Origin of the sequence: Pseudomonas subflava, assembly GCF_023823685.1 — a bacterium.
Taxonomy (GTDB): Bacteria; Pseudomonadota; Gammaproteobacteria; order Pseudomonadales; family Pseudomonadaceae; genus Aquipseudomonas; species Aquipseudomonas subflava.
The window spans coordinates 296,494-322,115 of record NZ_JAMXBF010000011.1; the positions used below are offsets into that span (position 1 = coordinate 296,494).

The following is a 25,622-nucleotide window of genomic DNA, read 5'->3' on the forward strand; positions in this document are numbered from 1 at the left end:
AGAGATGGGGTTATATCCGCCTGTCCGGCTCAGCGGATACCGATGGCACGCAGCGCTGCCGGAGTGAAGTCCGCGGTCTTGGCCTTGAGGCCGAACTGGTAGGCATTCTTTATGGTGTTGAACATGTAGTTGCCCAGGTAGCGGCCTGAGATCAGGTCGTAGGTCATTTCGCCGGCTGATATCTGGGTCTGTACGTCATACAGCGGCAGGATGTGGTTCTCCGAGACGCGCCAGAGGTTGCCACGGGCGTCGTAATGGTCGGCCTCGACGATGGTCCAGCTGTCCTCGTCGATAAACAGGTGGCGCTTGGAGTAGACGTGCCGCTGCCCCTCCTTCAGCGTGCCGACAATTTCCCAGACCCGATGCAGCTCGTAGCGCGTCTTGTCCTGGTTGAGGTGTCCCGGGGTAATCAACTCGTCGTAGCTGTTCGCCGGGTCGGCCAAGCGGAAGCTGTTGTAGGGCACATACATCTCGCGCTTGCCGATCAGCTTCCAGTCGTAGCGATCCGGCGAGCCATTGAACATGTCGGTCTGGTCGGTGGTTCGCAGGTTGCCGGGGCCGGGGCTGTCGTAAGCCACCTGGGGCGCGCGGCGCACACGGCGCTGGCCGGAGTTGTACTGCCATGCCATCCGCGGCTCCTTCACCTGGTTGAGGGTTTCGTGGACAAGCAACACACCGCCCACGTCGCGCGCCGGCGCGATGTTCTCGGAGGTGAAGTAGTAGAGGATGTTCTTCGACTTCCTGGGATCGTAGTCGAGCAGTTCCTCGCTGTAGGCCAGGCGGTCGCGCTCGGTCTTCCACGAGTAGTCGCCAGCGGGAGTGGTCATGATGGCCGTGGTTTCCCGGGTGAAACTGCCGCCGCGGTAGCGAGTGATATGGTTCCACAGCACCTGCAGACCGTTTTCCGGAATGGGAAAAGCCAGCGGGCTGGAGTAGTTCACCAGGCCGTTGCCGCCTTCCACCGTCTGTGTGGCGGTTGCGTTACGGCGAGCGACATCATAGGCCTTCTGCGGCCAGGCGACGCTGCGGTGAGTGGGGTACACGGGAATCTTGTAGGTACTGGCGTAGCGAGCGAACAGCGCCAGCTGGCCCGGGCTCAGGTGCTCCCGGTACTGGTCGAGGTTCTGCGCGGTAATGGTGAACAGTGGCGTTTCGCCGGCAAAGGGATCCTCGCGGAAGCCGTCGGTGACCTTGCCGGCATCCTTGGGCAGGCCGCCGGTCCATTCGGGAATGCTGCCTGCGGCATTGCCGGCGCGCTCGGCGCCGACTGGGGTGAGGCTGGCGCCGAGCCTGTCCGCCAGCGCGGCATCCACGGCGCCATGAGCGGTACTGAGGATCAACGACAGGCACAGCGAGATCGCGCAGCGCGAGAAGAGGTTGGGTCGATTCATGTGGAGCATCCTCAAAACGTCACGCCGATGCTGGCGCTGATGAAGTCGCGGTCACCGTTGGTGGCGTAGTCGCCACCGAAGAAATCGGTGTAACTGATGCTGGCTTCGTAGTTGTTCAGGTACTTGGCGCCGAGACCGATGCTGACGGCCTTGCTGCCCTCGATGAAGTTGGGGCCGTAGCCGTCCACGTCGTGCGACCAGGCGAGGCTGGGGCTGAGGTCCAGTCCGCCGATCACGCCGTTGTAGGTCAGGCCGGCGCGCAGGCGATAACCCCACGAGTTGCGGGTGAAGAACCCCTTGTCGTTGCAGTATTCCGGCAGGCTGCTGAGTACGGTTCGGCACAGATCGGTACCGTCTTCGCCGAAGTACTCGCCAGGTCCGAAGTGGCTGGCGCGGCCGAACCGGAACTCGCCCCACTTGCCCTCGCTGATGCCGTTGAGGTGGTTGAAGGCCACTTCTCCGATCAGGTTCAGGCGGCTGGCTCCCAGCACTTGATCGAAAGTCTGCACCACGCTGACCTGCCCTTGAGTCATGGGCACGCGGGTATAGCCCTGGACCTCATCACCGGGAATGCCCGAGTTCGGAATGATGCTCGGCACGACAGGCGCCAGTCGCAGGGTGGCGTAGGTCAGGTCGTCGACGCCGAGTGGCATGTTCGGCCGGTGGCTGAGTTCACCCTCCACGGAGGCGGTACCCACCGAGGTGGCGAAGCTAAGGCCATACAGGCGGATATCTTCCGGATAGGAGAGGAAGTACCTGGCGTATGCCGCCCCGAAACCCGGGGTTGAAAAGGGGTCGTCAGCGCTGCTGATGACCGAATTTCCCACCGGCGTGCGGCTGTGGTAGTTCAGGTAGTAGAGGCTGAACTCGGTGTCGTTCAGCTCGGGCACGAACCAGCGCAGGGCGACGCCGAACTGGCCGCTGTCGCGGGCGTCACGGTCGCCACCGCGGGGCAGGTAAATGGTATTGCCGTTGAGGCCGCTATTGTCCGACTGGCCCGGCTCCATGTCCCTGCCGCTCACCACGTAGCGATCGTCGCAGCCGTCGGCGACGATGTCCGAGCTGGCGAAGAAGGTGCCGCAGTTGTCCGCGACGGTCTGATCCCACTCCAGCTGGTAGAACGCCTCGACACTGACATCCTCGGCCAGAGCCTGCTGCAGATAGATCATGTTGACCGGCAACAGGCCCTCCTTGAGCTCCGAGCCCGGGCGGCGCAGTGCGTTAGCATCCAGCGGGTTGATGCTGTTGATGCCGCCGCCGATGAACAGGCTGCCGCCCCAGCTCACCACCTGCTTGCCGACGCGGACCGAGCCGGGCAGGTCGGCGACCTCATAGTTGTGGTAGACGAAGGCGTCGAGCAGCTCCACGCCAGACGACTGGGCGCCGCGTTTGCGGTTGTCGTCGCGGATGTCGTAGAGCAGGCGGTGCTCGTCCTTCAGCTCGAAGTCATACCAGTACTTGCCGCGCAGGAAGACTCCGGAGTCGCGGTATTTCAGCTCAAGGTCGTGGATGCCCTTGAAGATCTTCGAGAAGGTCTCGCCCTTCTTGAAATTCAGGCGGGCATCGTCGGAGGTACGGGTGTCGCCCTTGCCGCCGTTTCCGGCGCCAATGAAGTCCCGGTCAGGCGCTCGGACCGCCCAGCTCGCGCCTATGGAGAGGGCGGAATCGAACTTCCCTTCCACTTCGCCGATATTGAAATTGACCGCTTGGGCGCCGGTCATGTAACCCGCCGTTGCCACTGCCAGAACGGCTACGCCAGGCATACTGGGCCGCTTGATGGTTAGTTTCACGTCTCTTCACCTTTTCTTGTTTTCGATGCGGGGCGGCGAGCGCTCCCGGTCATCCCTAGGCGTGGGACTCAGAACGTACATGTACGGTGTTAATACATATATGTATGAACTGAGCTCGACAAGACGCTATACATGTGTGGTCTCGATGTAAATCTGTACGATTTACGTGCATACGTGCGCCTCCGGCCATGTCGGGCATGGCAGAGGCGAAGGAGGGAAGGCGGTACGGGGCCGGTGGCAGCGAGGCCACCGGCGCGAGACGGTCAGTCGGGCAGGGTGCCGGTGTAGCGGGCGCGGTGGCGGACCAGCGGCTGCTGGTTGTACTGCTCGCTGGCGTGGGCGATCCAGCCAATCAGGCGGGCGACGGCGGCGAGCGCCAGTTCCTGGCCGCTCAGATTCAGCTTACGGCCGACGAAGCTGACCAGCAGAATGAACTCGGCCGGGCGCTGCACCAGCTCCTCGGCCACCTTCATGGCCTTGAGCAGGCGCAGGTACTCCGCATCCTCGGCGAACATACCGTCCAGGGTGGCCTTGAGACTGACGGCGCGCGGGTCGGCGATGCTGTGCACATTGGCGCAGAAGCCGGGAATGTCGCCGCCCTGGCTGTAGTACTGGAGGATCGGCTCGGCCGGGTCCTTGGCGTTGCAGACATCATCGAGCAGGCGGCTGACCGCCTCGTTGCGGCCGTAGGCGATGCGACGACCGCGTGCCGTGGCCAGGCCGGTGATGGCCGCGTAATAGGGGGTGACTCCGGTGTTCGCTGCGGCGCGCACGCTGTAGGTGGAGTGATCCAGTTCGTGATCGATGCACAGGATCAGCATGCGCCGGATCAGGTCCGCGAAGCGCTTGCCGACGCCGCAGGACGAGGCGATGAACTCATGCAGCGGACGCGCCTGCGGCGCCTCGGCACCCACCACCAGCGCGGCGAACCAGCGCACGACATCGGCGCCGGTGCGCGCGTAGCCTTCCGGCGACAGGTCGAATGCCTTGGGATTCTCCCGCTCCACCAGCGGAAACAGCGCGATGGCCTTCTCGATCACCGTGGTGTGGCCGAACAGCTCTAGCAACTGCGCCACGCCGGACGGCATATGCGGGAGCGCCTCGCCGAAGGCGCCCGGCACCTGCCAGAACATCTCCGCGACTTCCTCCACCGTGGCCGTTTCCACCAGTTCGTTGACGTCGCGGCCGCGGTAGTAGAGGCCATCCTCGGTGAGCAGCGTCAGCGAGCTGTGAGAATCGGCGCCGCGCTTGCCCGGCACACCTTCACCACCCTTATTGCCCTTGACCAGGCGCTGGATGTCCGCCGCCCAATAGCGTCTTTTGCGCGAGCCCTCGATCTTCACCGAGCGGATGTTCTTGCGGCCGACATAGGCATACAGCGTCGGCAGGTTGACGCCGAGCAGGCCGGCGGCCTCCTCGGCGGAAAGATAGAGCTCGTCTTGGTTGGCCATGGCATCCTTCGTGTGGACGTTTTTAGTACAGATTTACGAATATTAGTCGACTGTTTACAGTCTTGTAAATCATAGCCGGAAGCGTCTAGTTCAACGCCTCCGGTGCCGGTCGAACCATGATCCAGAGGCTGTTCCGATGAAACCGATCCATCTCGTCCTATCCCTCGCGCCAGCTGCGCTGATGTTGTCATCTGCCGTTCAGGCCGATTCCGAGCCGGGCTTGCAGTCCCTCGGACTGGGCCTGTCCTACTCCCCGAGTCCTTATGCCGGCGCGGATGGCTCGCTATCGCCGTTGCCGCTGATCCACTACGAGGGCGAACGCCTGTTCTGGCGGGGGTTGACCGGCGGCGTCCACCTGATCGAGCGCGATGGCTTCGGCCTGGACGCGATCATCAGCGGCCGCTTCGACGGCATCGATGCCGACGACTTCGGACGCGACGAGCTCGCCGAGAACGGTATCGATCGCGATCTGCTGGAGGATCGCGACGATGGTGTCGACCTGGGCCTGCGCGCCACATGGACGGGGGCGGCCGGCGAGTTGCAGGCGACGGCCCGAGGGGATGTCAGTGGTGCCAGCGACGGGTACGAATTGGCGCTGGAGTACGGCTACCCTCTGCACATGGCCGATGCCACGCTGATGCCATCGCTGACGGTGAGCTATCTCTCGGACAAGCTCGCCGACTACTACTACGGCACCTTGAAGGAAGAGGAGGCGCGTGGCGTCTCTCGTTATCGGCCGGGTAGTGCCGTGGTGCCGGGTGTTGCCCTCGGTCTGTCGAAGCCGCTCGGTGAGCGCTGGCTGCTGAACGCCGAAGCCAGTTATCAGCGGCTGCCCGGCCGCATCACCGACAGCCCGCTGACCGAAGGCGACTCCGGCCGGGTGGGAGTGAGGGTGGGACTTTCCTGGGTCTTCGATTAAGGGTGTACGGAAAAAATACAGATTTACTAATTAATTAATCAATGTGTATTTTTCGCGCATCGTGCACATGTGGCCCGGCTGGCCGGCCCATGTGCGCTCCTACCTGACAAGAACAAGGACAACAGAATGGCTTGGGTTGGTTTCTCGATGGTCGCGGTGTTCATGCTGCTGATCCTCACGCGGCGCCTTTCGGCCATCGTCGCGCTGATCCTAGTGCCGGTCGTGTTCGGGCTGGCCATCGGCATCGGCCCGCAGATGGGCGAAATGATCATGGACGGCGTGGTCAAGGTGGTACCCACCGCGATGATGCTGATGTTCGCCCTGCTGTACTTCGCGGTGATGTTCGACGCCGGCCTGTTCGAGCCGGCGGTGCGGCGCATCATCCGCTGGGTCGGGGACGATCCGTTGCGGATCACCCTCGGTACCGCCGCGCTGTCGTCGATCATTTCCCTCGACGGTGACGGCGCCACCACCGTGCTGGTGGTGGTCACCGCATTTCTGCCGGTATACCTGCGCCTGGGCATGAACCCGCTGATCCTGGCGGTGATGCTGCTGCTGACCAACACCGTGATCAACATCGTGCCCTGGGGCGGGCCGACGGCGCGTGCTGCCAGCGCGCTGCACGTAGACGCCATGGACGTTTTCGTCGGCCTGATTCCGGCCATGCTGCTTGGCCTGGGCTACGCCTTTGCTGCGGCCTGGTGGCTGGGCAAGCGCGAACGCAGGCGCCTTGGCTGGGTGGCCGGACAGGCGGCCCAGGAGCCGGTACAGGCGTATGCGGCCAAGTCCAGCCATCGACCACGGCTGTTCTGGGTCAACCTGGCGCTGACCCTGGCGCTGGTCGCCTCCATGGGGATGGGCGTCGCTCCGCTGCCGGTACTGATGATGATCGGCCTGGCGCTGGCGCTGGTGATCAATTACCCGCAGCTGGCCGACCAGAAGGAGCGCATTGCCGCCCATGCGGACAATGTGCTTAACGTGGTGGCGCTGATCTTCGCTGCCGGTGCCTTCACCGGCATCCTTGCGGGTTCGGGGATGGTCGACGGCATGTCGAAGGCCTTTCTCGACGTGGTGCCGGAAGCCTCCGGCCCGTACATGAGCGTGATCACGTCGCTGGCGGCGATTCCTTTTACCTTCTTCATGTCCAACGACGCCTTCTTCTACGGCATCTTGCCCATCCTCAACGGCGCTGGGGCGCAGTATGGGGTCGACCCGCTGCACATTGCCCGCGCCTCGGTGCTGGGGCAGCCGGTGCACGCACTGAGTCCGCTGATCGCCGCGCCCTACCTGCTGGCCGGGCTGCTCAAGCGCGACATGGGCGAGCTGCAGCGCTACTGCCTGATCTGGGCGCTGGGCAGCTCCGCGGTGCTGATCCTTGCGGCGCTGGCCACGGGCGCGATCACTTAGCGAAGCCGCTTCTTTCGACAGCATTTACGCCTTCGGCCTCGACGGGCCGGGGGATGGGCGGCGGCTTGCCGCGAAAACCTTAGTCGAGACGAGGTAAAGCATGACCGAGCAACGCAAGGTGCTGGTGACCCAGCGCTTCTTCGATCCCGAGAGCCTGGCCTACCTGAAGGCCAACGGTTGCGAGGTGTGCATCGCCAGCCTGGCGGACGGGCAGGGCGACGGGGACCTGAGCGAGGACCGGTTGGCGGAGCTGCTGGCCGAGGCCGATGGCTGGATCGTCGGCCACGCCTGGATCAACGCCGCGCTGCTGGCCCGGCTGCCACGGTTGCAGGTGATCGCCCGGCGCGGTGTCGGCTACGAACGGGTGGATGTCGACGCGGTGCAGGCAGCGGGCAAGGTTGCGACTATCGCGGTCGGCGGCAACGACGCCAGCGTCGCCGATCACGCCATTGCCATGATGCTGGCGCTGGGGCGCCTGGGCGAGGCGAAGGCGCGAATGGTGCGCGGCGACTGGGCCATTTCCCTGGGCCGCGACCTGTACGGCAAGACCGTCGGCGTCGTCGGCATCGGACGCATCGGCCGTGGCGTGGTCAAGCGTCTGGCCGGCTTCGACGCCCAGGTACTGGCCTACAGCCCTCAACCGGACTGGAGCTACGGTCGTGAGTCCGGGGTCCGTTACGTCGACCTCAATACCCTGCTCGCCGAGAGCGACTACGTGACCCTGCACGCGCCGCTGCAGGACGACACGCGCCTGCTCATCGACGATGTCGCGCTGAGCCGCATGAAGCCCACCGCCTTCCTGATCAACACCGCCCGCGGTGGCCTGGTCGACGACCGCGCGCTGCTACAAGCACTGCGCGATGGAGTGATCGCCGGCGCCGGGCTGGACGTGTTCCTCAGCGAGACCGACCCCCTCTACCGCGCCACCACCGACGCGCTGCTCGCCCTGCCCAACGTGGTAGCCACCCCGCACAGCGGTGCCTCGACCCACGAAGGGTTGCAGCGCACCAACCTGATCGCCGCGCAGTGCGTAGTCGCAGTGCTGAATGGCGACACGCCGCCAGCCCCCTGCGTTATCGCCGATGGCCGTGGCCACTTTTCAACCGAGGAATGAAGATGAACAAAAGCATAAAAGTGCTCGCTCCTACTGGCTGCATCGGCTCAGGCGTGCGGCTGGACCTGTTCCAGCAGGCCCTGCTGGAAAAGCCCGATGTGATTGCCATGGACGGCGGCTCGACCGACTCCGGCCCGCACTATCTCGGCACCGGCAAGACCAAGGCGTCTGCCGCTGTGCTCAAGGACGAGCTGCAGGTGTACATGAAGGCCCGCGCCGAGTTGGGTGTGCCACTGATCATCGGCAGCAGCGGCACCTGCGGTTCCGACGCCGGAGTGGACCTGCTGCGCGGCATCTGCCTGGAGCTGGCGGCGGAGCTGGGGCAGAGCGTGAAGATCGCCGCCATCTACGGTGAGCAGCAGGCGGCCACGGTGACCCAGGCGCTGGACGACGGCCGCGTGCTGCCGTTGAATCCGGTGCGGCCCATCGACCAGGCATTAATCGAGCGCTGCTCGCGCATCGTAGCGGTCATGGGCGTCGAGCCGTTCATCCATGCGCTGGAGCAGGGCGCCGACATCATCGTCGCCGGACGTGCCACCGATACCGCGGTGCTGGCCTGCCTGCCGATCATGCGCGGTGCGCCGGCCGGGCCGTCCTGGCATGCCGGCAAAACCATGGAATGCGGCGCCCAGTGCACCACGACCCCTACCGACGCCATGGTCATCGCCGAGATCGACGAGCAGGGTTTCACCCTGATCGCCGTGGGCGACAGCGCCCGCGCCACGCCGAATTCGGTGATGGCGCACATGCTCTACGAGAATAGCAATCCCAACCTGCTGGTGGAGCCCGGTGGTGCACTGAACGTCGAGGCGGCGAGGTATCGCGCGCTGGACGGGCAGCGCGTACGGGTGGAGGGCTCCGTCTGGGAGCCGAGCGAGCGCTACACGGTCAAGCTCGAAGGCTCGGCCCCGGCCGGCTACCAGTCGGTGCTGCTCAGCGTGGTGCGCGGGCCGGAATACATTGCCCGTTTCGACGAATGGCTGGCCTTGCTGGATGGGGTGATGCGCCAGCGCATCGAGAAGAACCTCGGCATTGGCCCAGGCGACTATGACCTGCAGTTCCGCGCCATCGGCAAGAACTCCGCCTTGGGCGAGTTGGAGCGGCAGGTGGGCCAGCCGGTGGAGATCGGTGTACTGGCCATTGCCACCAGCCCCGACGCCTCGCGCACCCAGGACATCCTCGCGCTGCTCAACCCCTACATGCTGCATTTCCCGCTGCCCGATGACAAAGACCTGCCGACCCACGCCTTCCCGCTGTCGCCAGCGTCCATGGATCGCGGCCTGATCTACGAATTCGTGCTCAACCACGTGATGGTGGTGGACGACCCGCTGGCCCCGTTCCGTTTCGACTTCACCACCGTAGGAGCCTGAACATGATCCAGTCCCAGGGATACGAAATCCGCTCGAAAAGCGCCGGTCCGTTCTGGCTGACCTTTGACATCTTCTGCGCGGATGCCGAGACCTTCCGCAGGCTCAGCGGCGTCCCCGTCCTGGCGGCGCCATCGATGGCCGCGATGTTCCACAGCGACCCGAACCAGGTACGCACCTTCCTCCTGGAGCCGCTCAACGTGATCAAGATCAGCCTGCCGCGTCCGGTGGTCCAGGGCTCGGTGGCCGACCGCGACATGCACGGTGCGCAGTGGGGCTATGTACTGGCCGATGCGCTGACCCGCGCGGGCGTCTGACCACCGCCCCGGTCGGCACCGCCCAGTGCCGGCCGGGGTTTTCTCCACGACGACCGCGCGAGATCCGCCATGCATCGTCCCCGAACCCTCTACGAGAAGCACATCGATTCCCACACCGTCTGCACCCTGGACGACCACGGCCATGTGCTGCTCTACATCGACCGTCAGGTGGCCAACGAATACACCAGCCCGCAGGCCTTCAGCGGCTTGCGCGAGGCCGGGCGCAAGGTGTGGCGCCCGGCCGCTACGCTGTGCGTGGTCGACCATGTGAACCCCACGGCGCCCGAACGCATCGCCGCCATGCCGGATGCCGGCGGTGCGCGGCAGGTCTCCTATTTCGAGCAGAATTGCCGCGACTTCGGCCTGGAGCTGTTCGATGTGCTGGACAAGCGCCAGGGCATCGAGCACGTGGTGGCGCCGGAGCAGGGTTTCATCCTGCCCGGCATGATGGTCGCCGCCGGCGACAGTCACACCACCACTTACGGCGCCCTGGGCGCCTTCGGCTTCGGCATCGGCACCTCGGAGATCGAGCACCTGCTGGCCACCCAGACCCTGGTCTACAAGAAGCTGCGCAGCATGCGCGTGACGGTGCGCGGCGAGCTGGGGCCGGGGGTTACGTCCAAGGACATCATCATGGCGCTGATCCAGCGCATCGGTGCGGCCGGCGCCACCGGCTACGCCATCGAGTTCTGTGGCGAGACCATCGAGGCGCTGAGCGTCGAGGCGCGCATGACCATCTGCAACATGGCGGTGGAGGCTGGCGCCCGTGGCGCCTTCATGGCCCCCGACGACAAGGTCTTCGCCTATCTCAAGGACAAGCCGCGGGTGCCGCGTGGGGCACTCTGGGAGCGGGCCGTGGCCAGCTGGCGCGAGCTGCGCAGCGACCCTGGCGCGCACTACGACAGCGAGGTAGAGCTGGATGCCACCGCGCTGCAGCCGATGGTCACCTGGGGCACCAGCCCCGACCAGGCCGCCGCCATCGACGGGCGTGTGCCGGACCCGCAGGAGGAGGGCGACCCGATCCGCCGCCAGGACCTGCAGCGCGCCCTGCGCTACATGGGCCTGCAGCCCGGCGAGCGGCTAACGGAGATCCGCATCAGCCACGCCTTCATCGGCTCCTGCACCAACGCGCGCATCGAGGATCTGCGCGACGCCGCGCGGATCGTGCGCGGGCGCCGCGTGGCCAGCCATGTGCGCGCGATGATCGTGCCCGGCTCGACCCTGGTGCGCGAGCAGGCCGAAGCGGAGGGCCTGGCGCAGATATTCCGCGACGCCGGCTTCGAGTGGCGGCAGTCCGGCTGCTCCATGTGCCTGGCGATGAACGATGATGTGCTGGCCCCGGGCGACCGCTGCGCCTCCAGCACCAACCGCAATTTCGAGGGCCGCCAGGGCGCCGGTGCACGCACCCACCTGATGAGCCCGGCGATGGTCGCCGCGGCGGCCGTCAGCGGCCACCTCACCGATGTCCGCCGCCTGTCCCAAGAGAGCTGATATGCAGCCGTTCACCCATGTCAGCGGCGTCGCCGCGCCGATGCTCGCGGCCAACGTCGACACCGACGTGATCATGCCGAAGCAGTTCCTCAAGGGCATCGACCGCAGCGGCCTGGACCGCGGCCTGTTCTTCGATCTGCGTTTCCTTGCGGATGGCAAGCCAAACCCCGACTTCGTGCTCAACCAGGTGCCGTGGAATCGCGCCAGCTTCCTGGTGGTCGGCCCCAACTTCGGCTGCGGCTCCAGCCGCGAACACGCGGTGTGGGGGCTGAAGCAGCTGGGCTTTCGCGCGCTGATCGGCACCAGCTTCGCCGGCATCTTCTTCGACAACTGCCAGCGCAACGGCGTGCTGCTGATCCAGCTGGGCGAGGCCGATCTGCAGCGGATCGGACGGGTAGTCAGCGACCCTTGGGGCGCCCACGTCAGCATCGATCTGGAGGAGCAGCTGATCCGTTTTGGCGATGGCGAGCGGGTGCGTTTCGACATCGATCCACTGCGCAAGCAGGCGCTGTTGCTGGGGCTGGATGCCATCGGCAGCACTCTGCAGCGCACCGAGCAGATCCGCGCATTCGAGGCGGCGCATCTGCGCGCCAATCCCTGGCTGGCCTGACGGAGAATCTTCATGTCCGACCCCACACTGGCGCGGCGCCTGGCCCGCTATGCCTGCGATCTTTCGATTGATGCACTGCCCGAGACGGTGATCGCCTGCGTGCGCCGGCGCTTCGTCGACAGCCTGGCCTGCATCCTCGGCGCCTACGGCGCGAAGCCGGTGCAGGCGGCCATCGCCGTGGCGGCGCAGGTACGGCAGCCAGCGGCCAGCGTGTTCGGCACCGACCTGCGTACCACGCCGGAACTGGCCGCCTTCGCCAACGGCATCATGGTGCGCTTCCTGGACTACAACGACGGCTACATGGGTCTCGAGCCCGGCCATCCCAGCGACAGCATTGCCGCCTGCCTGGCTCTGGCCGAGGCCGAAGGCGCCGCGGGTAGCGAGCTGGTGGTGGCCATCGTCATCGCCTACGAGATCCAGATGCGCCTGCAGGACGCCGCCAGCCTGAACAAGCGCGGCTGGGACCACGTCAACTACATCAACGTGGCGATGGCCGCCGCCGCGGCCCGGCTGATGAAACTGGACGAGGAACAGGCCGAGCAGGCGATCAACATCGCCCTCAGCGCGCACCTGGCCATGCGCCAGGTGCGCTCGGGCTCGCTGTCCGACTGGAAGGGCTGCTCGGCGGCCAACGCGGCGCGCAACGCCATCTTCGCCGCCAACCTGGCGCGCCACGGCATGACCGGCCCGGCACCGGTGTTCGAGGGCGACATGGGCTTCTTCCGCCAGGTGACGGGCGAGTTCGCCCTGGATGTTGAGCGTTTCGGTAATCGCGACAACGGCGACTTCGCCATCCTCCGCTCGCTGACCAAGACCTTTCCCACCAACGGCGAGTTGCACACGGCGGTGTGGGCGGCGATCGACCTTAGGCCGCAGATCGCCGATCTAGGCAACATCGAGGCCATTCATATCGAGACCTCGGAGTTCAACCACCGGGTGCTGGCCGACGCCGAGAAGTGGCGGCCACGTACCCGCGAAACGGCGGACCACAGCCTGCCGTACAACGTGGCGCGGGCGCTGCTGGACGGCGACATCAGCCTCGATTCCTACTCCCGGGAAAGCATCACGGACCCACGCGCCATTGCCCTGATGGACAAGACCACGGTGAGCGATAGCTCGGCTCTGACGCAGCTCTTCCCGAGGCACCTGGCGAACCGGGTCAGCGTGAGCTTGGACTCGGGCGAGACCATTACCAGCGAGATGATCAGCGGGCCCGGCTCGCTGGAGACGCCGATGACCGACGCGGATTTCGAACGCAAGTTTCGCCGCATGGCGACGCCGCACCTCGAGGGCGACGCCCAGGACCGCGTGCTCGAACTCGTTGCCTGTCTGGAACGACAGACCGACTACGCGGCGCTGTTCGCGGCGATGGCCGTGCCGGCGTAGGCTCAGGCTCCGCCCAGCAGGTCGAAGGAGTCCAGCAGCCGGTAGGCGATCTCCGGTTGTCGCTCCAGGCCGCGGCGAATCGCGGCGGGGATGGACTGGCGGGTCTTGCGGCACAGGCCGGGGTGCTCGGCGATGTGGATGGCGATGCCGCGCATGCTGCGTACCTCGTTGAAGCCTGGCGTCACTTCCACGCGGATGCCGAGCTGCTGGTACATGCGCTGCTGCAGGTGGCGCAGGTCGTCCAGGCTCTGCAGGTTCTCCAGGCGTTCCAGCAGGCGCTTCTCCTCGCTGCGGGTCAGCAGCAGGATGCGCACGTCCGCGCCCGGCGTTTCCAGCAGCTGGTCGCGGCTGCAGTCACAGGCACCGGGCGGGCAGGGTTGGCGAAGCGGTGGCGGCAGGGTCATGGGCTGCGATCATAGCCAGGTTCGGGCGCCGCCCCGCAAGGGGCAGCGGACGAACCGGCGCCTACCAGGGCAGCGGCTGCTGCTGGTAGTCGAGGAAATGGCAGCCGTTGGCGTCCAGATGCGCATCAAGGGACGCGAGCAGGCCGGCGGCGCTGGTGGCGACGTCCAGCGTGGCCTGGTCGCCGCCCATGTCGGTGCGAACCCAGCCGGGGTGCAGGGCCAGCAGGCAGGCCTGCGGGCGCTCGGCGGAGCGGTCCCAGCTCTGCAGCAGGCTGTTCAGCGCCGCCTTGCTGGCGCCGTACAGCGGCATCTCGGCGGAACGCGCCAGGGCCACGCTACCCATCTGCGAACTCATGAAGGCGATCACGCCGCCGAGGCGCACCCGTCCGGCCAGCTGGCGGGCGAGGCGCATGGGCGCGACGGCGTTGGTGAGGAACAGCGTGGCGAGCTCGTCGGGCGTGGCCTGCGCCACGTCCTGGTGCTGCGGGCCCATGATGCCGGCGTTGAACAGCAGGATGTCCAGCGCCTGCGCCTGCAGCGCCGCCTCGATAGGCCGGGCGACGTCCGCGGCGGTGAGGTCGCCGGCGATCACTATCAGGCGCTCGGGATACTGCCGCTGCAGCTCGGCCAGCGCCTCGCCGTTCGGATTGCGCGCCACGGCGTAAACCCGGTCGCCACGCTCCAGGCTGGCGCGGGTCAGGCCCAGGCCGATGCCGCGCGAGGCGCCGGCGATCAATACGTTGTGCATGCTGTGCTCCGTGTCTTGTCGGACCTGCCCGGATCATACCCAGACCGGCTTCATGTTGCCCGCCTCAGGCGTGGCTGGCGTGGCGCAGGCTCGGGAAGCGGTTGAGCAGGCGGTGCAGGACGAACACCGCGACCAGGGTGACGAACACCGCCACGCACACCGAGCTGAGGCGGTAGGCGATGGAGTAGACCACGTCGTGCTGCGGCGTGAGGTACTGGCCGAAGACGATGGCCAGGGTGGTGAGCGCGCCGAAGCCGATGCCCTGGGCCTGTTCCAGCACGTGGATGCGCGCGCAGCACAGTGCGGCGGTCCAGTACACCAGGGTCACCAGCGGTAGCACGTCGTAGTGGCTGTACAGCAGCAGCTGCAGCAGCAGGCCGATGGCGCAGCCGAGCAGGGTGCCGAGGGCGCGAATGCGGCCGGCGAAGCGGATGCCGTTCCAGTGCATGGGGAACAGCACCAGGATCGAGGCGACCTGGGCGGACAGCGAGTCGCGCAGGTCCAGGCTCTGGAACAGCATGAACGACAGGGTGGCGACGCTCGCGCCGAGCAGCGCCTCGTGGCGCTGGCTGGGCACATCCTTGGGCTGTGGCTGGCGCGGCGGGCGTGGCTCGGCGTCGGGGAACAGGAAGAACATGAGCCAGGCGATCAGCACCGTCAGGCCGGCGGCCATCAGGTTGCTGGTCACCAGGTCGTACAGGTGGGTATCCGGGTAGCTGGCGAAGTGCAGCTGGATGGAGAGGAACACGCTGCCCAGGGCGCCGAACATGAACAGCGGCCCCTGGGCCATCAGGCGGAAGCGCCACAGGTAGGCGAGGAACACCAGCGGTACCACCAGTTGCGGGCGATCGCCGAACAGCCCGTAGATCACCAGTACTTCCAGGCTCACCAGCACCGCCTGCAGCAGGAACTGGCGGATCACGTGGGCATCGATGCGCGGGGTGAGGCCCAGCAGTAGCATGGGATAGACGCAGAAGAACGAGCCGTTGTCCCAGCCCATCAGCTTGCACACGAACAGGCCCAGCGTGCCGCCGCCGGCCAGGCGCAGGCACTGGCGCAGGTCGTTCTCGGTGAGGGTCGCGCGGCGCATCAGTAGACGTAGTGCAGCAGGCTGATCAGCGCGATCTGCAGCCGGCCGCAGAACTCGGCCAGCGGCGAGTCGTGCGGATACAACTGGACCGTGGCCTTGGCGCCGCTGGGCAGCGGCCGCGACAGGGGTTCGTCGAGCCGCACGTGCAGGCGCTGGCGCTGGGCGTCGCGCACCCAGCGGTCGGAGACCACCGGCGCGGCCAGGTCGCCGTTGGCCTCCAGCTGGCCCTCCTTGACCCCGGCGTCGAAGGTGCCGACGCGGGCGTCGAAGATGTCCCCGGGCAAGGCATCGAACACCACCGAGGCGGCGTCACCGGGGCGCACCTGGTGCAGCGCCTTTTCGCGAAAGTCGGCGCTGATGTCCGCCTCGTCCGCCACCAGCGCGGCCACCGGGCTGCCGGCGGCGAGGAAGGCGCCGACGGACAGCTGCAGGTTGCTCAGGGTGCCGGCGCGCTCGGCGCGCACTTCGCTGTAGGCGAGGCGCAGGCGCGCCAGGGCCAGGTCATTGCGCGCCTGGCGCAGGCGCAGGTTGTCTTCGCCGTTGGTGCCGCGCTGGGCGCTCAGCTCGGCGATGCGCGCGCCGGCGGCGGCCAGTTCGGCCTCGGCGGCCTGGCGTTTCGCCTCGGTCTGCTCGAACAGCTGGCGGGACACGTGCTGGCTCCGCACCAGCTTGCCCAGGCGGGCGCCTTCGCGCCGCAGCTCGCGGGCGCTGGCGCGGGCCGCGGCCTGTTCGGCACGGGCGGCGGCGAGCGCGGCATCGAGCTGGCGGTTGTCCTGCCCGGCCTGTTCCAGCGCCAGCTCGGCGCTGCGCACGGCCAGGCGGAAGGGCTCGGGGTCGAGGCGGAACAGCAGCTGGCCGGCGGCGACATGCTGGTTGTTGCGCACCGCCACGTGCTGCACCTGGCCGTCCACCCGCGGCGCGACGCGCAGCACCGGGCGGGTCAGCTGGGCCTGGGGGGTGATGGGCATCCACAGGTCCGCCGCGAGGAAATAGGCGAACAGCAGGACGAAGAGGACGATGGCCGCCCGCACGCGACGGGCGAATCTCTGATCCGGGGTCATAGGGTTCTCGGAGGGCCCGTAACGCGGCACGGGCGGAAACGCGGAAACGGGCGGCTCTCGGCCGGCGCCGCTGGACGGTCGCCAGTATATTTATCGGCGAGTGCAAGATAATCTCGCGGCCGCGAGAATCAGCCTTACAGATGAGGTAACAATGGACACGCTGCACAGCATGCGCGTATTCGTCCGCGTGGTGGACTCCGGCAGCTTTACCGCCGCCGCCATGGCCATGGAGCTGTCCACCGCGCAGGTGTCGCGGCTGGTCTCGGAGCTGGAGCAACGGCTGCAGGCCCGGCTGCTGCACCGCACCACCCGGCGCCTGGCGCTGACCGAGGCCGGCGAGCGCTACCTGCAGCGCTGCCGGCTGATTCTCGACGAGGTGGACGAGGCCGCCGCCGAGGCCCGTGGCGCGCACCTTACGCCGAGCGGCCGGCTGCGGGTGCACAGCATGACCGGGCTCGGCCTGCAGCACCTGACCACGCTGATCGCCCGCTACGCCGAGCAGCACCCCGAAGTGGTGGTGGACCTGAGCCTGTCGCAGCGCACGCCGGACCTGCTGGAGGACGGCTACGACCTGATCATCGCCTTCGCCCGCGAGCTGCCCAGCTCACAGAAGGTGGCGCAGCTGCTGGGACCGATGTTCAGCGTGCTGTGCGCCGCGCCCGGTTACCTGCAGACCCACGGCGTGCCGCGCCAGCCGGCCGACCTGCATCGACATCGCTACCTGCGCCTGCTCGACCCGCTGTACGAGGACGGCGTGGACGCCGAGTTCGAGCCGCGGCCCGCGGAGAGCTTCCAGGTCAACGTCGCCGAGTCGCTGGCCAAGGCGGCCCAGGCCGGCATGGGCGTGTGCCTGCTGCCGTCCTTCGTCGCCGCGCCGGCCATGCGCGACGGCAGCCTGGTGCGCGTGCTGCCCGAGCATCGCCTGCGCCAGCGCAACATCTACGCGATCTACCCGTCGCGGCGCTTCCTCGACGCCAAGATCCGCACCTGGGTGGACTTCCTCAAAGCCGAGCTGCCGCCGCTGCTGGAGCAGGACGAGCAACTGCTGGAAGACCCCCGACACTGGGCAGACTGAGCGACATTGTTACGGTCGCCGAAAGAGTCATTCACTGAAACCGCACTTTTTCCCCGATCTCGACCCTTTTAGGATGGCGCCACGTTTCGACAGAAGCGCACTAGAGAGGTCCAAGATATGCAACGTAATCTGATTTTTACTGCTGTTTTCGCCGCTTTTTCCCTGTTTTTCTCCCCGCTGACGCTCGCCGAGGAATCGCCCGGCTTTGTTGCGCACAATGAAGCGCTGGCCCAGCAGCGTAGCGCCGTGGTTGACGCGCATTCCCTGGCCGGGCAGCTGCGCGCCGACGAGGCCCGCGACGGCTGATCCGCGCGTTTTTCGCTCCTCCCGACGTCGATGCACTCCTGATCGGCGTCCGGTTCCGGCCGCTCGCCCCCGAGCGGCCTTTTTTTGCCCGCTCGCCGAGCGGCTGCATCGGTGGGCTTCGGCGACGGTCTGCTCGAGGTGTTTCACGGTCGAAAAAAAGCCCCGCGATGCGGGGCTTTTTCGCAGGCGGCGGTTACAGGCGCGGATAGTCGATGTAGCCGACCGGGCCCTGGGCGTAGAACAGCTCCGGGCGCGGCTCGTTGAGCGGGGCGTCCTGGGCCAGGCGTGCCGGCAGGTCCGGGTTGGCGATGAAGGGGATGCCGAAGGCCACGGCGTCGGCCTTGCCCTCGGCCAGCCAGGCGTTGGCCTGGTCCTTGGTGAAGCGCTCGTTGGCGATCACCAGGCCGCCGAACTGCTCCTTGATGAATGGCGTCAGGCTGTCTTCGCCCTGCTTCTCGCGGGTGCAGATGAAGGCCACGCCGCGCTTGCCCAGCTCGCGGGCCACATAGCCGAAGGTCTCGCGCGGGTCGGCGTCGCCCATGTCATGGCTGTCGCGGCGCGGCGCCAGGTGCACGCCGACGCGGTCGGCGCCCCATACCGAGATGGCGGCATCGGTGACTTCCAGCAGCAGACGCGCGCGGTTCTCCACCGAGCCGCCGTACTGGTCACTGCGCTGGTTGGTGCTGCTCTGCAGGAACTGGTCGAGCAGGTAGCCGTTGGCGCCGTGGATCTCCACGCCGTCGAAGCCGGCGGCCTTGGCGTTCTCGGCGCCGTGGCGGTAGGCCTCGACGATGTCGGCGATCTCCTCGGTCTCCAGGGCGCGCGGGGTGACGTAGTCCTTCATCGGTCGCACCAGGCTGACGTGGCCCTTGGCGGCGATGGCGCTCGGCGCCACCGGCAGCTCGCCGTTCAGGTACAGCGGGTCGGAGATGCGGCCGACGTGCCATAGCTGCAGGAAGATGCGCCCGCCATTGGCGTGCACGGCGCGGGTCACGTCGAGCCAGCCACGCACCTGGTCCTCTGACCAGATGCCGGGGGTGTCCGGGTAGCCCACGCCCATCGGCGTCACCGAGGTGGCCTCGCTGAGGATCAGGCCGGCGCTGGCGCGCTGCACGTAGTACTCGGCCATCAGCGCGTTGGGCACGCGGCCCTCGTCGGCGCGGCAGCGGGTCAGCGGGGCCATGATGATGCGGTTGGGCAGTTCCAGGCTGCCGATCTTGATCGGGTCGAACAGGGTGGTCATGGGGCTATCTCCTTGGGTCAGTCGAGCAGCGCCTCGGCGGCGTCATCGCTGCCGAGGGAGGAATTGAGCAGGGTGGCGATCAGCGCCAGCACGGCCAGCGCACCAGCCGCCAGCGGCACCGCGGTGAGGCCCAGGCCCTGGGCAATGACCAGGCCTCCGACCCAGGCACCGAGGGCGTTGCCCAGGTTGAAGGCGCCGATGTTGAGAGTGGCCACCAGATTCGGTGCGGCCTGGCCGAACATCATCACGTTGACCTGCAGTGCCGGCACGGCGGCGAAGGCGGCCGTGGCCCAGAGCAGCAGATTGATCTCCAGCGGGATCAGCAGCGGGCTGCTCCAGCGCACCAGGGTGGAGAGGATCGCCAGGGCCAGCAGCACGCTGGCCAGCGCAGCGGCCAGGTTCCAGTCGGCCAGGCGGCCGCCGATCAGGTTGCCAAGGGTGAGGCCGACGCCGATCAGCAGCAGGGTCCAGGTGATGCCGCGCGGCGACACGCCGGTGACCTCGCCGAGCAGCGGGGCGATGTAGGTGAACAGGGCGAACATGGCGGCGGAGAACAGCACGGTGGTGGACAGCGCCAGCCACAGCCCGGCGCCGCGCAGGGCGGCCAGCTCGGCGCGCAGGTTGGCGGGCTGCTGCTCGCGGTTGCTGGGCAGCACGCGACACAGGCCGATGAAGGCGAGGATGCCGATGGCGGTCACCGCCCAGAAGGTCGAGCGCCAGCCGGCGTACTGGCCGAGCGCGGTGCCCAGCGGCACGCCGAGCACGTTGGCCAGGGTCAGGCCGGTGAACATCAGGGCCACGGCCGAGGCCCGGCGGTTCTCCGGCACCAGGCTGGCGGCCACCACCGAGCCGATGCCGAAGAAGGCGCCGTGGCAGAGCGCGGTGACCACGCGGGCGACCATCAGCAGTTCGTAGTCGGCGGCGGTGGCGCAGAGCAGGTTCCCCAGCACGAAGATGCCCATCAGCGCGAGCAGGGCCAGCTTGCGCGGCCAGTTGGCGGTGACCAGGGCCATGAACGGTGCGCCGAGGGCCACGCCCAAGGCGTAGCCGGTGACCAGCCAGCCGGCGCCGGGGATGGACACGCCGAGGTCGAGGGCGACCTCGGGCAGCAGGCCCATGATGACGAATTCCGTGGTGCCGATGGCGAACGCGGACAAGGCGAGGACGAGAAGCGGTAACGGCATGGGCCGGCTCCTGAAGCGAATCGATAGTGAAGAGCCCGGCTGGCGGGCGCGGGTTCAGAGTTGTTGGTCGAGGCGTGCGAGGAAGTCCTGAATCGCTTCCTCGTTGCGCTTGTAGAAGCTCCACTGGCCGACCTTGCGGCAGGTCACCAGGCCGGCGCGCTGCAGCGTCGCCAGGTGCGCCGAGACGCTCGACTGAGACAGGCCGCACCGCTCGAACTTGCCGGCGCAGACGCCCAGCTCCAGGGGATGGTCCTGATCGGCGAAGTGCTTTTCCGGCTCCTTCAGCCATTGCAGGATCTCCCGCCGCACGGGGTGGGCGAGGGCCTTGATGATGTCGTCGAGATCGAGTGGATCGCTCATGCCGGTGTCGTCGCATATCGGAGTGAGGCGAACTTTATATTGGCTCTCTCCGATATGTAGATCGCTTTGCGCCGATATTGATTATCGACGCGGATGATGCGGAAGAAGGCGCCCGTGCAAATGCGCGCGGGTTCGTTTCGGGCCAGATCGTCTCGCTGGCGAGGCGAGGCAGGGTTCGTTCACGTCAGGCCGTAGCGCCGCATCAGGTGGTCGCGCTGGCCGGGCTGGAAGTTGATGCGCGCCGCATCGCCCTGCACGGCGGTGATCAGCCGCGGGTTCATCATGCGGAACCACAGCGGTGGCACGTAGGCCACCAGGTACATGCCGAAGTAGCCGCTGGGCAGGCGCGGCAGGTCGGGGAAGTTGCGCAGCGACTGGTAGCGCCGGGTCGGGTTGGCGTGGTGGTCGGAGTGGCGCTGCAGGTGAAACAGCGCCCAGTTGGAGAACAGGTGGTTGCTGTTCCACGAATGGTGCGGCTGGCAAATCTCGTAGCGGCCGCTGTCGAGCCGGCGGCGCAGCAGGCCGTAGTGTTCCAGGTAGTTGGCCGAGGTCAGCTGGAAGGCGCCCCAGAAGGCGGTCAGCAGCAGGTACGGCAGGATCGCCAGGCCGAAGGCCAGGGTCAGCCCGCCATACAGGGTCAGGCTGATCAGCGCCGGCTGCAGCACCTCGTTGTCCAGGCTCCAGGTGCGCTTGCCACCGCGGGCCAGGCGTTCCGTCTCCAGTCGCCAGGCGCGGCGGAAGCCGCCGGGCATCTCGCGCAGGACGAAGCGGTAGATCGACTCGCCCATGCGCGACGAGGCCGGGTCCACCGGCGTGGCCACGTCGCGGTGATGGCCGCGGTTGTGCTCGACGTAGAAGTGCCCGTAGCAGGCCAGCGCCAGGGCCAGCTTGCCGAGCCAGCGCTCCAGCGCGCTCTTCTTGTGGCCCATCTCGTGGCCGAGGTTGATGGCGAAGCCCAGGCCGCCGCCGGTGTTGATGACCATCGCCAGCACGCCGTACCAGGCCAGCGGCTGGGTGGCTACGAAGGCGGTCGTGGCGATGAAGGTTGCCCACAGCACCGGCACCAGCAGGTAGGTGATCCAGCGGTAGTAGGGATCGGCCTCGAGGGCCGGTACCTCGGATTCGGGCGGGTTGCTCGGGTCCTCGCCGATCAGCGCATCGAGCAGCGGCACGCCGAAGTAGAAGAACGCCGGCGACAGCCACAGCCAGGCGTCGTGCGGTGAAACCAGCAGGTACAGGGCGGGGCCGATCAGGCCCAGGCAAGGAACGAATAGCGACAGCAGCCAGAGCGGGCGCTTGCGGTCACGGTAGGGCAGGGCGGTTTCCATCTTTATTGTCTCCGCGGTTCTTCGACCTGGACCCAGCATGCGTCGGCCCGGTCAATCGCAGAACCGTTGAGGCGGGCAGAAAATCGTCTTATGGTGACAGCTCGCCTTCGCGCCGGACCTGCCCCATGGACCCGAGCCTCGCCCCGCTGCAACCCTGCCTGCATCCGATCTACGCCCGCCTGCTGTGCGCGGCTCTGCGTCAGCGCGGTTTCGACGAGGCGCAGATCCTGCACGGCACCGGCCTGGACTGGGCGCACTTGCACCGCGACAACCGCCCGCTCAACTTCGCCCAGGTGCAGCGCCTGATTCGCCGCGCGCTGCAGCTCACCGACTGCCCCTGGCTGGGGCTGGAAGTGGGCTGCGGCATGCCGGTGTCGGCCCACGGCCCGGTGGGCTACGCCGCCGCCCTGTGCCCGGACCTGCGCGGCGTGCTGGCGGTGCTGGAGCGCTTCAGCGTGCTGCGCCTGTCCAGCCTGCGTCTCGACGGGGCCGTCGAGGGTGAGCGCTACCGCATCGGCTTTGAGGAGCTGTTCGACCTGGCCGACGCGCGCGAGCACATCCTTGCCAGCCTGGCCGGCGTCTGTCTGCGCCTGCTGGAGGCGGTGTGCGGCGCGTTGCCGGACGCGTCGCTGGCGTTCGCCTTTCCCTTCGCCGAGCCGCCCTGGTCGGCGCGTTATCGCGAGCTGCTCGGGCCGGGTGCGAGCTTCGGCGCCGAGCGCTTCAGCGTCAGCCTGCCGCTGGCGTGGCTGGATCGCCCCAGCCTGAGCGCCGATCCGCAGGCCGCGCGCATTGCTCTGCGCGATTGCGAGCATCAGCTGCGGGGCGCCGGTCCCGGCGGCGACTGGGTGCGTCGGGTGCAGCTGCGCCTGGTGGCCTGCGAGGGTGCCTATCCGACGCTGGAACAGCTGGCGCTGGAATTCCACCTGTCCGAGCGCACGCTGATCCGTCGCTTGCGCGAGGAGGGCGCGCATTACCAGCAGCTGCTCGACGAGGTGCGCCAGGAACTGGCCTGCTGGCTGCTGCAGAACACGCCGCTGAGCGTGGAGGCGGTGGCCGAGCGCCTGGGCTACCGCGACACCAGCAACTTCAGCCGCACCTTCCGCCGCTGGCTGGGCATCACGCCCAACGCCTGGCGCAAGGGGGCGGCGTGAACTACCTGGCCCACCTGCACCTGGGCGGCGGCGAGCCGCAGCAGCTGCTCGGCAGCCTCTACGGCGACTTCGTCAAGGGGCCGCTGGCGGGGCGCTTTCCGGCCGGCATCGAGGCCGGCATCCAGTTGCATCGGCGCATCGACGCCTTCACCGATCGTCACCCGCTGATCGAGCGGGCGCGGGCGCGCTTCCCGGCCGCGCGCCGGCGCACCTCGGGGATTCTGCTCGACCTGTTCTTCGATCACTGCCTGGCCCGCGACTGGGCGGACTTCGCCGACGAGCCGCTGGGGCAGTTCGCCGGGCGGGTCTACCGGGTGCTGGCCGCCGAGGCGGAGCTGCCGGAGCGCCTGGCCTATATCGCCCCGCGTATGGCGGCGCAGGACTGGCTCGGCAGCTACACGGACTTCGCCGTGCTGGAGCAGGTGCTGCTCGGCATGAGCCGGCGCCTGTCGCGGCCGCAGATGCTGGCGGGCGCTATGGGCGAGCTGGAGCGGCTGTATGAGCCGCTCAGCGAGGACTTTCGCGCGTTCTATCCGCAGTTGCAGGCGTTCGTCTCGGCCGAGGCGCGGTAGGCGGGCGGCCGCTTTTCGGTGTGACGAGATCTGCGTTCGAGCGTTGTGCTCGGCGGGTATGGCGGGCCGCCACTGCGCGGCGAGGCCGCCCTACGGCGGGATGCAATCGGGGCGACCTGAGAGCGAGCCCAGGCTGGGGTCAGGCGGCTTGTTGTGTGGGTTGCGGCGTTTCGCCGAACAGGGCTGTCTGCACCGCGCGCTGTGCCTGGCGGGCCAGGGCGTTGCGTTCCTGGCCAGTGCTGGCGATGGGGGCGAGTAGCTGGATCTCGACCACGGCGCGCTCGGCCTTGAACAGGCGCAGCAGGTGCGAGGGCAGATCGTCGTCGCTGATGAAGGGGGCGATGGGGTCGATCTCGCCGTCGCGCAGGTAGCGGATGGCCACCGGCTGCAACGGCACGCCGGCCTCGATGGCGCCGGTCAGCAGGCGGCCGTGGAAGGTGCGTACCTGCTGGCCATCGGTGGTGGTGCCTTCGGGGAAGATCACCAGCTGGCGTCCGGCCTCCAGGTGACGGTGCAGCTGGCGTGCCAGCAGCGCGCTATCTCCGGAACCCCTGCGGATAAACAGGGTGCCGGCCTTGTGCGCCAGCCAGCCGGCCAGCGGCCAGGTGCGCACCTCGGCCTTGGACAGGAAGGAGATCGGCAGCAGCTGGCCGAGCAGCGGGATGTCGGTCCAGGACACATGGTTGCCGACCCACAGGTGCGGGCCGCTGGGCAGCTCGCCGCGCACCTTGACCTCGAAGGGCAGGGCGCCGCTGAGGCGGGCGAGGAACCAGCGGGTGAGGCGCTGACGCAGCCCCATCAGGTCGTTGCGGCGCAGGCGCTCGGCGGCGGCGACCACGCCGGCCAGGGCCACGCCCAGCAGCAGCACCGCGGCCAGCCGGGCCAGGCGGAAGTAGAAGCGCAGTCGGTTCATCGTGGCTCTCGGTTCAGGGGACGAGGGATGAAGCCTGCCGAAGGGCGTCGGGCCGGAGCCGGGTGAACAGGCCGCGGACTCCGGCTCGGCAGACCTAGACCGCGGCCTTGAAGTGGCGTGCATAGCGCGGGCACAGCTCGTCGCGCTTGAGCAGGATGAACACGTCGGCGACCTGGAAGTCCGGGTCCCAGCACGGCTCGCCGCACACCTTGGCACCCAGGCGCATGTAGGCCTTGAGCAGCGGCGGCATTTCGGCGATGACGTTGCCCGGCACGTCCAGGTGCGGCAGCGGAGTCTTCGGCTCGGCGCGCAGGTGCTCGGTGCACAGGTGGCGTTCGCGCAGGCGCTGCATGATCGCCTGGGCCTGGACGCCACCGTCCTGCATGGGAATGCTGGCGCAGCCCATCAGGTAGCGGTAACCGCCCTCGTTGAGCACTTCGGCCAGCTCGCTCCATAGCACGGCGATGGTGCCGCCGTTGCGGTAGGCCGGCGCCACGCAGGTGCGGCCGATCTCCAGCACCGGGCCCTCGAGGTGGGCCAGGCCGTGCAGGCTGAACTCCTCCTCGCTGTAGAAGCGGCCCAGGCGGCTGGCGCTCTGGTGGTCGAGCAGGCGGGTGGTGGCGACCAGCGCGCCGCTGTTGAGATCGCGCACGCCGATGTGGCTGCAGTGCGGGTCGAAGTCATCCATGTCCAGGCCCAGCTCGGCGCCTTTCAGCTTGGCATCGAATTCGCTGCTGAAGACGGCGTAGCGCAGGGCCTGGGCCTCGCGCAGCGCGTCCGGGCCGATCAGGCGTTCGGCTTGCAAGCGGCGTTCGGCAGTTCGGGCGATCTGGGTCATCGAGTGGCCTCCGTGAGCCAGCCTGCGGTGGGTTGCGGCCGGTCGATGTTGTTGGGCAAGCTCAGGCTAGGAACACCCGGTGTCACCTCCATGAATCTTTGGTGAT

The 25,622-nt window shown here is 67.6% G+C and carries 25 protein-coding genes; 12 read left to right on the plus strand and 13 right to left on the minus strand.

The genetic code is table 11. The features are described 5' to 3' along the window. Nucleotides 1-29: 29 nt before the first annotated feature. The 3 genes from NF616_RS16790 to NF616_RS16800 all read right to left on the minus strand — a co-directional run bounded on the left by NF616_RS16790 (nt 30) and on the right by NF616_RS16800 (nt 4,632). Nucleotides 30-1,391 (minus strand): DUF1329 domain-containing protein, encoded by a 1,362-nt coding sequence (locus tag NF616_RS16790; protein ID WP_252274439.1) that lies wholly within the window; start codon nt 1,389-1,391, stop codon nt 30-32. Between the two features lie 11 nt (nt 1,392-1,402). After that, nucleotides 1,403-3,154, minus strand: a complete 1,752-nt coding sequence (locus tag NF616_RS16795) for a DUF1302 domain-containing protein (RefSeq protein WP_350493498.1) — start codon at nt 3,152-3,154, stop codon at nt 1,403-1,405. Between the two features lie 290 nt (nt 3,155-3,444). Beyond that, nucleotides 3,445-4,632, minus strand: a complete 1,188-nt coding sequence (locus tag NF616_RS16800; RefSeq protein ID WP_252274441.1) for a citrate synthase — start codon at nt 4,630-4,632, stop codon at nt 3,445-3,447. A 136-nt stretch (nt 4,633-4,768) separates the two neighbouring features. Here NF616_RS16800 and NF616_RS16805 point away from each other — a divergent pair, with 136 nt between their 5' ends. The 8 genes from NF616_RS16805 (at nt 4,769) to NF616_RS16840 (ending at nt 13,243) form a co-directional block, all read left to right on the plus strand. Continuing rightward, nucleotides 4,769-5,551 carry a MipA/OmpV family protein gene (locus tag NF616_RS16805; RefSeq protein WP_252274442.1) on the plus strand — a complete coding sequence of 261 codons (783 nt, stop codon included), beginning with the start codon at nt 4,769-4,771 and terminating at the stop codon, nt 5,549-5,551. 126 nt (nt 5,552-5,677) lie between these two features. After that, nucleotides 5,678-6,958: a CitMHS family transporter gene (locus NF616_RS16810; RefSeq protein WP_252274443.1), complete on the plus strand. Its 1,281-nt coding sequence runs from the start codon at nt 5,678-5,680 to the stop codon at nt 6,956-6,958. Between the two features lie 100 nt (nt 6,959-7,058). Then, nucleotides 7,059-8,072 (plus strand): phosphoglycerate dehydrogenase, encoded by a 1,014-nt coding sequence (locus NF616_RS16815; protein WP_252274444.1) that lies wholly within the window; start codon nt 7,059-7,061, stop codon nt 8,070-8,072. Nucleotides 8,073-8,074: 2 nt separating this feature from the next. Then, nucleotides 8,075-9,442 carry an acyclic terpene utilization AtuA family protein gene (locus tag NF616_RS16820; protein WP_252274445.1) on the plus strand — a complete coding sequence of 456 codons (1,368 nt, stop codon included), beginning with the start codon at nt 8,075-8,077 and terminating at the stop codon, nt 9,440-9,442. Nucleotides 9,443-9,444: 2 nt separating this feature from the next. Continuing rightward, on the plus strand, nt 9,445-9,756 hold the full coding sequence (locus NF616_RS16825) for a DUF4387 family protein (RefSeq protein WP_252274446.1): 312 nt from the start codon (nt 9,445-9,447) through the stop codon (nt 9,754-9,756). Between the two features lie 69 nt (nt 9,757-9,825). Continuing rightward, on the plus strand, nt 9,826-11,247 hold the full coding sequence (gene leuC / locus NF616_RS16830; protein WP_252274447.1) for a 3-isopropylmalate dehydratase large subunit: 1,422 nt from the start codon (nt 9,826-9,828) through the stop codon (nt 11,245-11,247). Between the two features lies 1 nt (nt 11,248). Next, on the plus strand, nt 11,249-11,857 hold the full coding sequence (gene leuD / locus NF616_RS16835; protein WP_252274448.1) for a 3-isopropylmalate dehydratase small subunit: 609 nt from the start codon (nt 11,249-11,251) through the stop codon (nt 11,855-11,857). A gap of 12 nt (nt 11,858-11,869) precedes the next feature. After that, on the plus strand, nt 11,870-13,243 hold the full coding sequence (locus tag NF616_RS16840) for an MmgE/PrpD family protein (protein WP_252274449.1): 1,374 nt from the start codon (nt 11,870-11,872) through the stop codon (nt 13,241-13,243). Between the two features lie 2 nt (nt 13,244-13,245). Here NF616_RS16840 and NF616_RS16845 read toward each other — a convergent pair whose 3' ends face one another. The 4 genes from NF616_RS16845 to NF616_RS16860 form a co-directional block, all read right to left on the minus strand. Further along, the gene (locus NF616_RS16845) at nt 13,246-13,647 is read right to left on the minus strand and encodes a hypothetical protein (RefSeq protein ID WP_252274450.1); all 402 of its coding nucleotides are present in this window, start codon (nt 13,645-13,647) and stop codon (nt 13,246-13,248) included. 61 nt (nt 13,648-13,708) lie between these two features. Beyond that, the gene (locus NF616_RS16850; RefSeq protein ID WP_252274452.1) at nt 13,709-14,395 is read right to left on the minus strand and encodes an SDR family oxidoreductase; all 687 of its coding nucleotides are present in this window, start codon (nt 14,393-14,395) and stop codon (nt 13,709-13,711) included. A 64-nt stretch (nt 14,396-14,459) separates the two neighbouring features. Further along, entirely contained in the window at nt 14,460-15,488 is a 1,029-nt protein-coding gene (locus tag NF616_RS16855) for a DUF2955 domain-containing protein (protein WP_434091903.1), read from the minus strand. Beyond that, nucleotides 15,485-16,546 carry an HlyD family secretion protein gene (locus NF616_RS16860; protein ID WP_252274456.1) on the minus strand — a complete coding sequence of 354 codons (1,062 nt, stop codon included), beginning with the start codon at nt 16,544-16,546 and terminating at the stop codon, nt 15,485-15,487. Before NF616_RS16860 ends, NF616_RS16855 begins: the two co-directional genes overlap by 4 nt. 151 nt (nt 16,547-16,697) lie before the next feature. Here NF616_RS16860 and NF616_RS16865 point away from each other — a divergent pair, with 151 nt between their 5' ends. Continuing rightward, complete coding sequence (locus tag NF616_RS16865; RefSeq protein WP_252274458.1) at nt 16,698-17,621, plus strand: LysR family transcriptional regulator; 924 nt, start codon at nt 16,698-16,700, stop codon at nt 17,619-17,621. 117 nt (nt 17,622-17,738) lie between these two features. Next, entirely contained in the window at nt 17,739-17,927 is a 189-nt protein-coding gene (locus NF616_RS16870; RefSeq protein ID WP_252274460.1) for a hypothetical protein, read from the plus strand. A gap of 193 nt (nt 17,928-18,120) precedes the next feature. Here the strand turns inward: NF616_RS16870 and NF616_RS16875 are convergent, their stop codons facing one another. The 4 genes from NF616_RS16875 to NF616_RS16890 form a co-directional block, all read right to left on the minus strand. Next, a complete protein-coding gene (locus tag NF616_RS16875) occupies nt 18,121-19,170 on the minus strand; it encodes an alkene reductase (protein ID WP_252274462.1) in 1,050 nt (349 codons plus the stop codon). 17 nt (nt 19,171-19,187) lie between these two features. Then, nucleotides 19,188-20,354 carry an MFS transporter gene (locus tag NF616_RS16880; protein ID WP_252274463.1) on the minus strand — a complete coding sequence of 389 codons (1,167 nt, stop codon included), beginning with the start codon at nt 20,352-20,354 and terminating at the stop codon, nt 19,188-19,190. Between the two features lie 54 nt (nt 20,355-20,408). Then, nucleotides 20,409-20,714 (minus strand): ArsR/SmtB family transcription factor, encoded by a 306-nt coding sequence (locus tag NF616_RS16885; RefSeq protein ID WP_252274465.1) that lies wholly within the window; start codon nt 20,712-20,714, stop codon nt 20,409-20,411. A gap of 179 nt (nt 20,715-20,893) precedes the next feature. After that, the gene (locus NF616_RS16890; RefSeq protein ID WP_252274467.1) at nt 20,894-22,042 is read right to left on the minus strand and encodes an alkane 1-monooxygenase; all 1,149 of its coding nucleotides are present in this window, start codon (nt 22,040-22,042) and stop codon (nt 20,894-20,896) included. A 125-nt stretch (nt 22,043-22,167) separates the two neighbouring features. Between NF616_RS16890 and NF616_RS16895 the strand changes: the two genes are divergently transcribed. Both NF616_RS16895 and NF616_RS16900 read left to right on the plus strand, forming a co-directional pair. Further along, on the plus strand, nt 22,168-23,193 hold the full coding sequence (locus tag NF616_RS16895; RefSeq protein WP_252274469.1) for an AraC family transcriptional regulator: 1,026 nt from the start codon (nt 22,168-22,170) through the stop codon (nt 23,191-23,193). Then, complete coding sequence (locus NF616_RS16900; RefSeq protein ID WP_252274470.1) at nt 23,190-23,765, plus strand: acyl carrier protein phosphodiesterase; 576 nt, start codon at nt 23,190-23,192, stop codon at nt 23,763-23,765. The genes NF616_RS16895 and NF616_RS16900 overlap by 4 nt, the downstream gene beginning before the upstream one ends. 139 nt (nt 23,766-23,904) lie before the next feature. Here NF616_RS16900 and NF616_RS16905 read toward each other — a convergent pair whose 3' ends face one another. Next, the gene (locus NF616_RS16905; RefSeq protein ID WP_252274472.1) at nt 23,905-24,678 is read right to left on the minus strand and encodes a lysophospholipid acyltransferase family protein; all 774 of its coding nucleotides are present in this window, start codon (nt 24,676-24,678) and stop codon (nt 23,905-23,907) included. A gap of 94 nt (nt 24,679-24,772) precedes the next feature. Next, nucleotides 24,773-25,516 (minus strand): L-ornithine N(alpha)-acyltransferase, encoded by a 744-nt coding sequence (olsB, locus tag NF616_RS16910; RefSeq protein ID WP_252274474.1) that lies wholly within the window; start codon nt 25,514-25,516, stop codon nt 24,773-24,775. Nucleotides 25,517-25,622 lie beyond the last annotated feature (106 nt).

Coding starts and splice junctions, on each gene's coding strand:
- NF616_RS16810 (WP_252274443.1), top strand. CDS start 5,678: ATGGCTTGGGTTGGTTTCTCGATGGTCGCGGTGTTCATGCTGCTGATC.
- NF616_RS16905 (WP_252274472.1), bottom strand. CDS start 24,678: ATGAACCGACTGCGCTTCTACTTCCGCCTGGCCCGGCTGGCCGCGGTG.
- NF616_RS16795 (WP_350493498.1), bottom strand. CDS start 3,154: ATGCCTGGCGTAGCCGTTCTGGCAGTGGCAACGGCGGGTTACATGACC.
- NF616_RS16860 (WP_252274456.1), bottom strand. CDS start 16,546: ATGACCCCGGATCAGAGATTCGCCCGTCGCGTGCGGGCGGCCATCGTC.
- leuD (WP_252274448.1), top strand. CDS start 11,249: ATGCAGCCGTTCACCCATGTCAGCGGCGTCGCCGCGCCGATGCTCGCG.
- NF616_RS16840 (WP_252274449.1), top strand. CDS start 11,870: ATGTCCGACCCCACACTGGCGCGGCGCCTGGCCCGCTATGCCTGCGAT.
- NF616_RS16885 (WP_252274465.1), bottom strand. CDS start 20,714: ATGAGCGATCCACTCGATCTCGACGACATCATCAAGGCCCTCGCCCAC.
- NF616_RS16805 (WP_252274442.1), top strand. CDS start 4,769: ATGAAACCGATCCATCTCGTCCTATCCCTCGCGCCAGCTGCGCTGATG.
- olsB (WP_252274474.1), bottom strand. CDS start 25,516: ATGACCCAGATCGCCCGAACTGCCGAACGCCGCTTGCAAGCCGAACGC.
- NF616_RS16880 (WP_252274463.1), bottom strand. CDS start 20,354: ATGCCGTTACCGCTTCTCGTCCTCGCCTTGTCCGCGTTCGCCATCGGC.
- NF616_RS16875 (WP_252274462.1), bottom strand. CDS start 19,170: ATGACCACCCTGTTCGACCCGATCAAGATCGGCAGCCTGGAACTGCCC.
- NF616_RS16820 (WP_252274445.1), top strand. CDS start 8,075: ATGAACAAAAGCATAAAAGTGCTCGCTCCTACTGGCTGCATCGGCTCA.
- NF616_RS16790 (WP_252274439.1), bottom strand. CDS start 1,391: ATGAATCGACCCAACCTCTTCTCGCGCTGCGCGATCTCGCTGTGCCTG.
- leuC (WP_252274447.1), top strand. CDS start 9,826: ATGCATCGTCCCCGAACCCTCTACGAGAAGCACATCGATTCCCACACC.
- NF616_RS16800 (WP_252274441.1), bottom strand. CDS start 4,632: ATGGCCAACCAAGACGAGCTCTATCTTTCCGCCGAGGAGGCCGCCGGC.
- NF616_RS16895 (WP_252274469.1), top strand. CDS start 22,168: ATGGACCCGAGCCTCGCCCCGCTGCAACCCTGCCTGCATCCGATCTAC.
- NF616_RS16825 (WP_252274446.1), top strand. CDS start 9,445: ATGATCCAGTCCCAGGGATACGAAATCCGCTCGAAAAGCGCCGGTCCG.
- NF616_RS16850 (WP_252274452.1), bottom strand. CDS start 14,395: ATGCACAACGTATTGATCGCCGGCGCCTCGCGCGGCATCGGCCTGGGC.
- NF616_RS16845 (WP_252274450.1), bottom strand. CDS start 13,647: ATGACCCTGCCGCCACCGCTTCGCCAACCCTGCCCGCCCGGTGCCTGT.
- NF616_RS16890 (WP_252274467.1), bottom strand. CDS start 22,042: ATGGAAACCGCCCTGCCCTACCGTGACCGCAAGCGCCCGCTCTGGCTG.
- NF616_RS16865 (WP_252274458.1), top strand. CDS start 16,698: ATGGACACGCTGCACAGCATGCGCGTATTCGTCCGCGTGGTGGACTCC.
- NF616_RS16815 (WP_252274444.1), top strand. CDS start 7,059: ATGACCGAGCAACGCAAGGTGCTGGTGACCCAGCGCTTCTTCGATCCC.
- NF616_RS16870 (WP_252274460.1), top strand. CDS start 17,739: ATGCAACGTAATCTGATTTTTACTGCTGTTTTCGCCGCTTTTTCCCTG.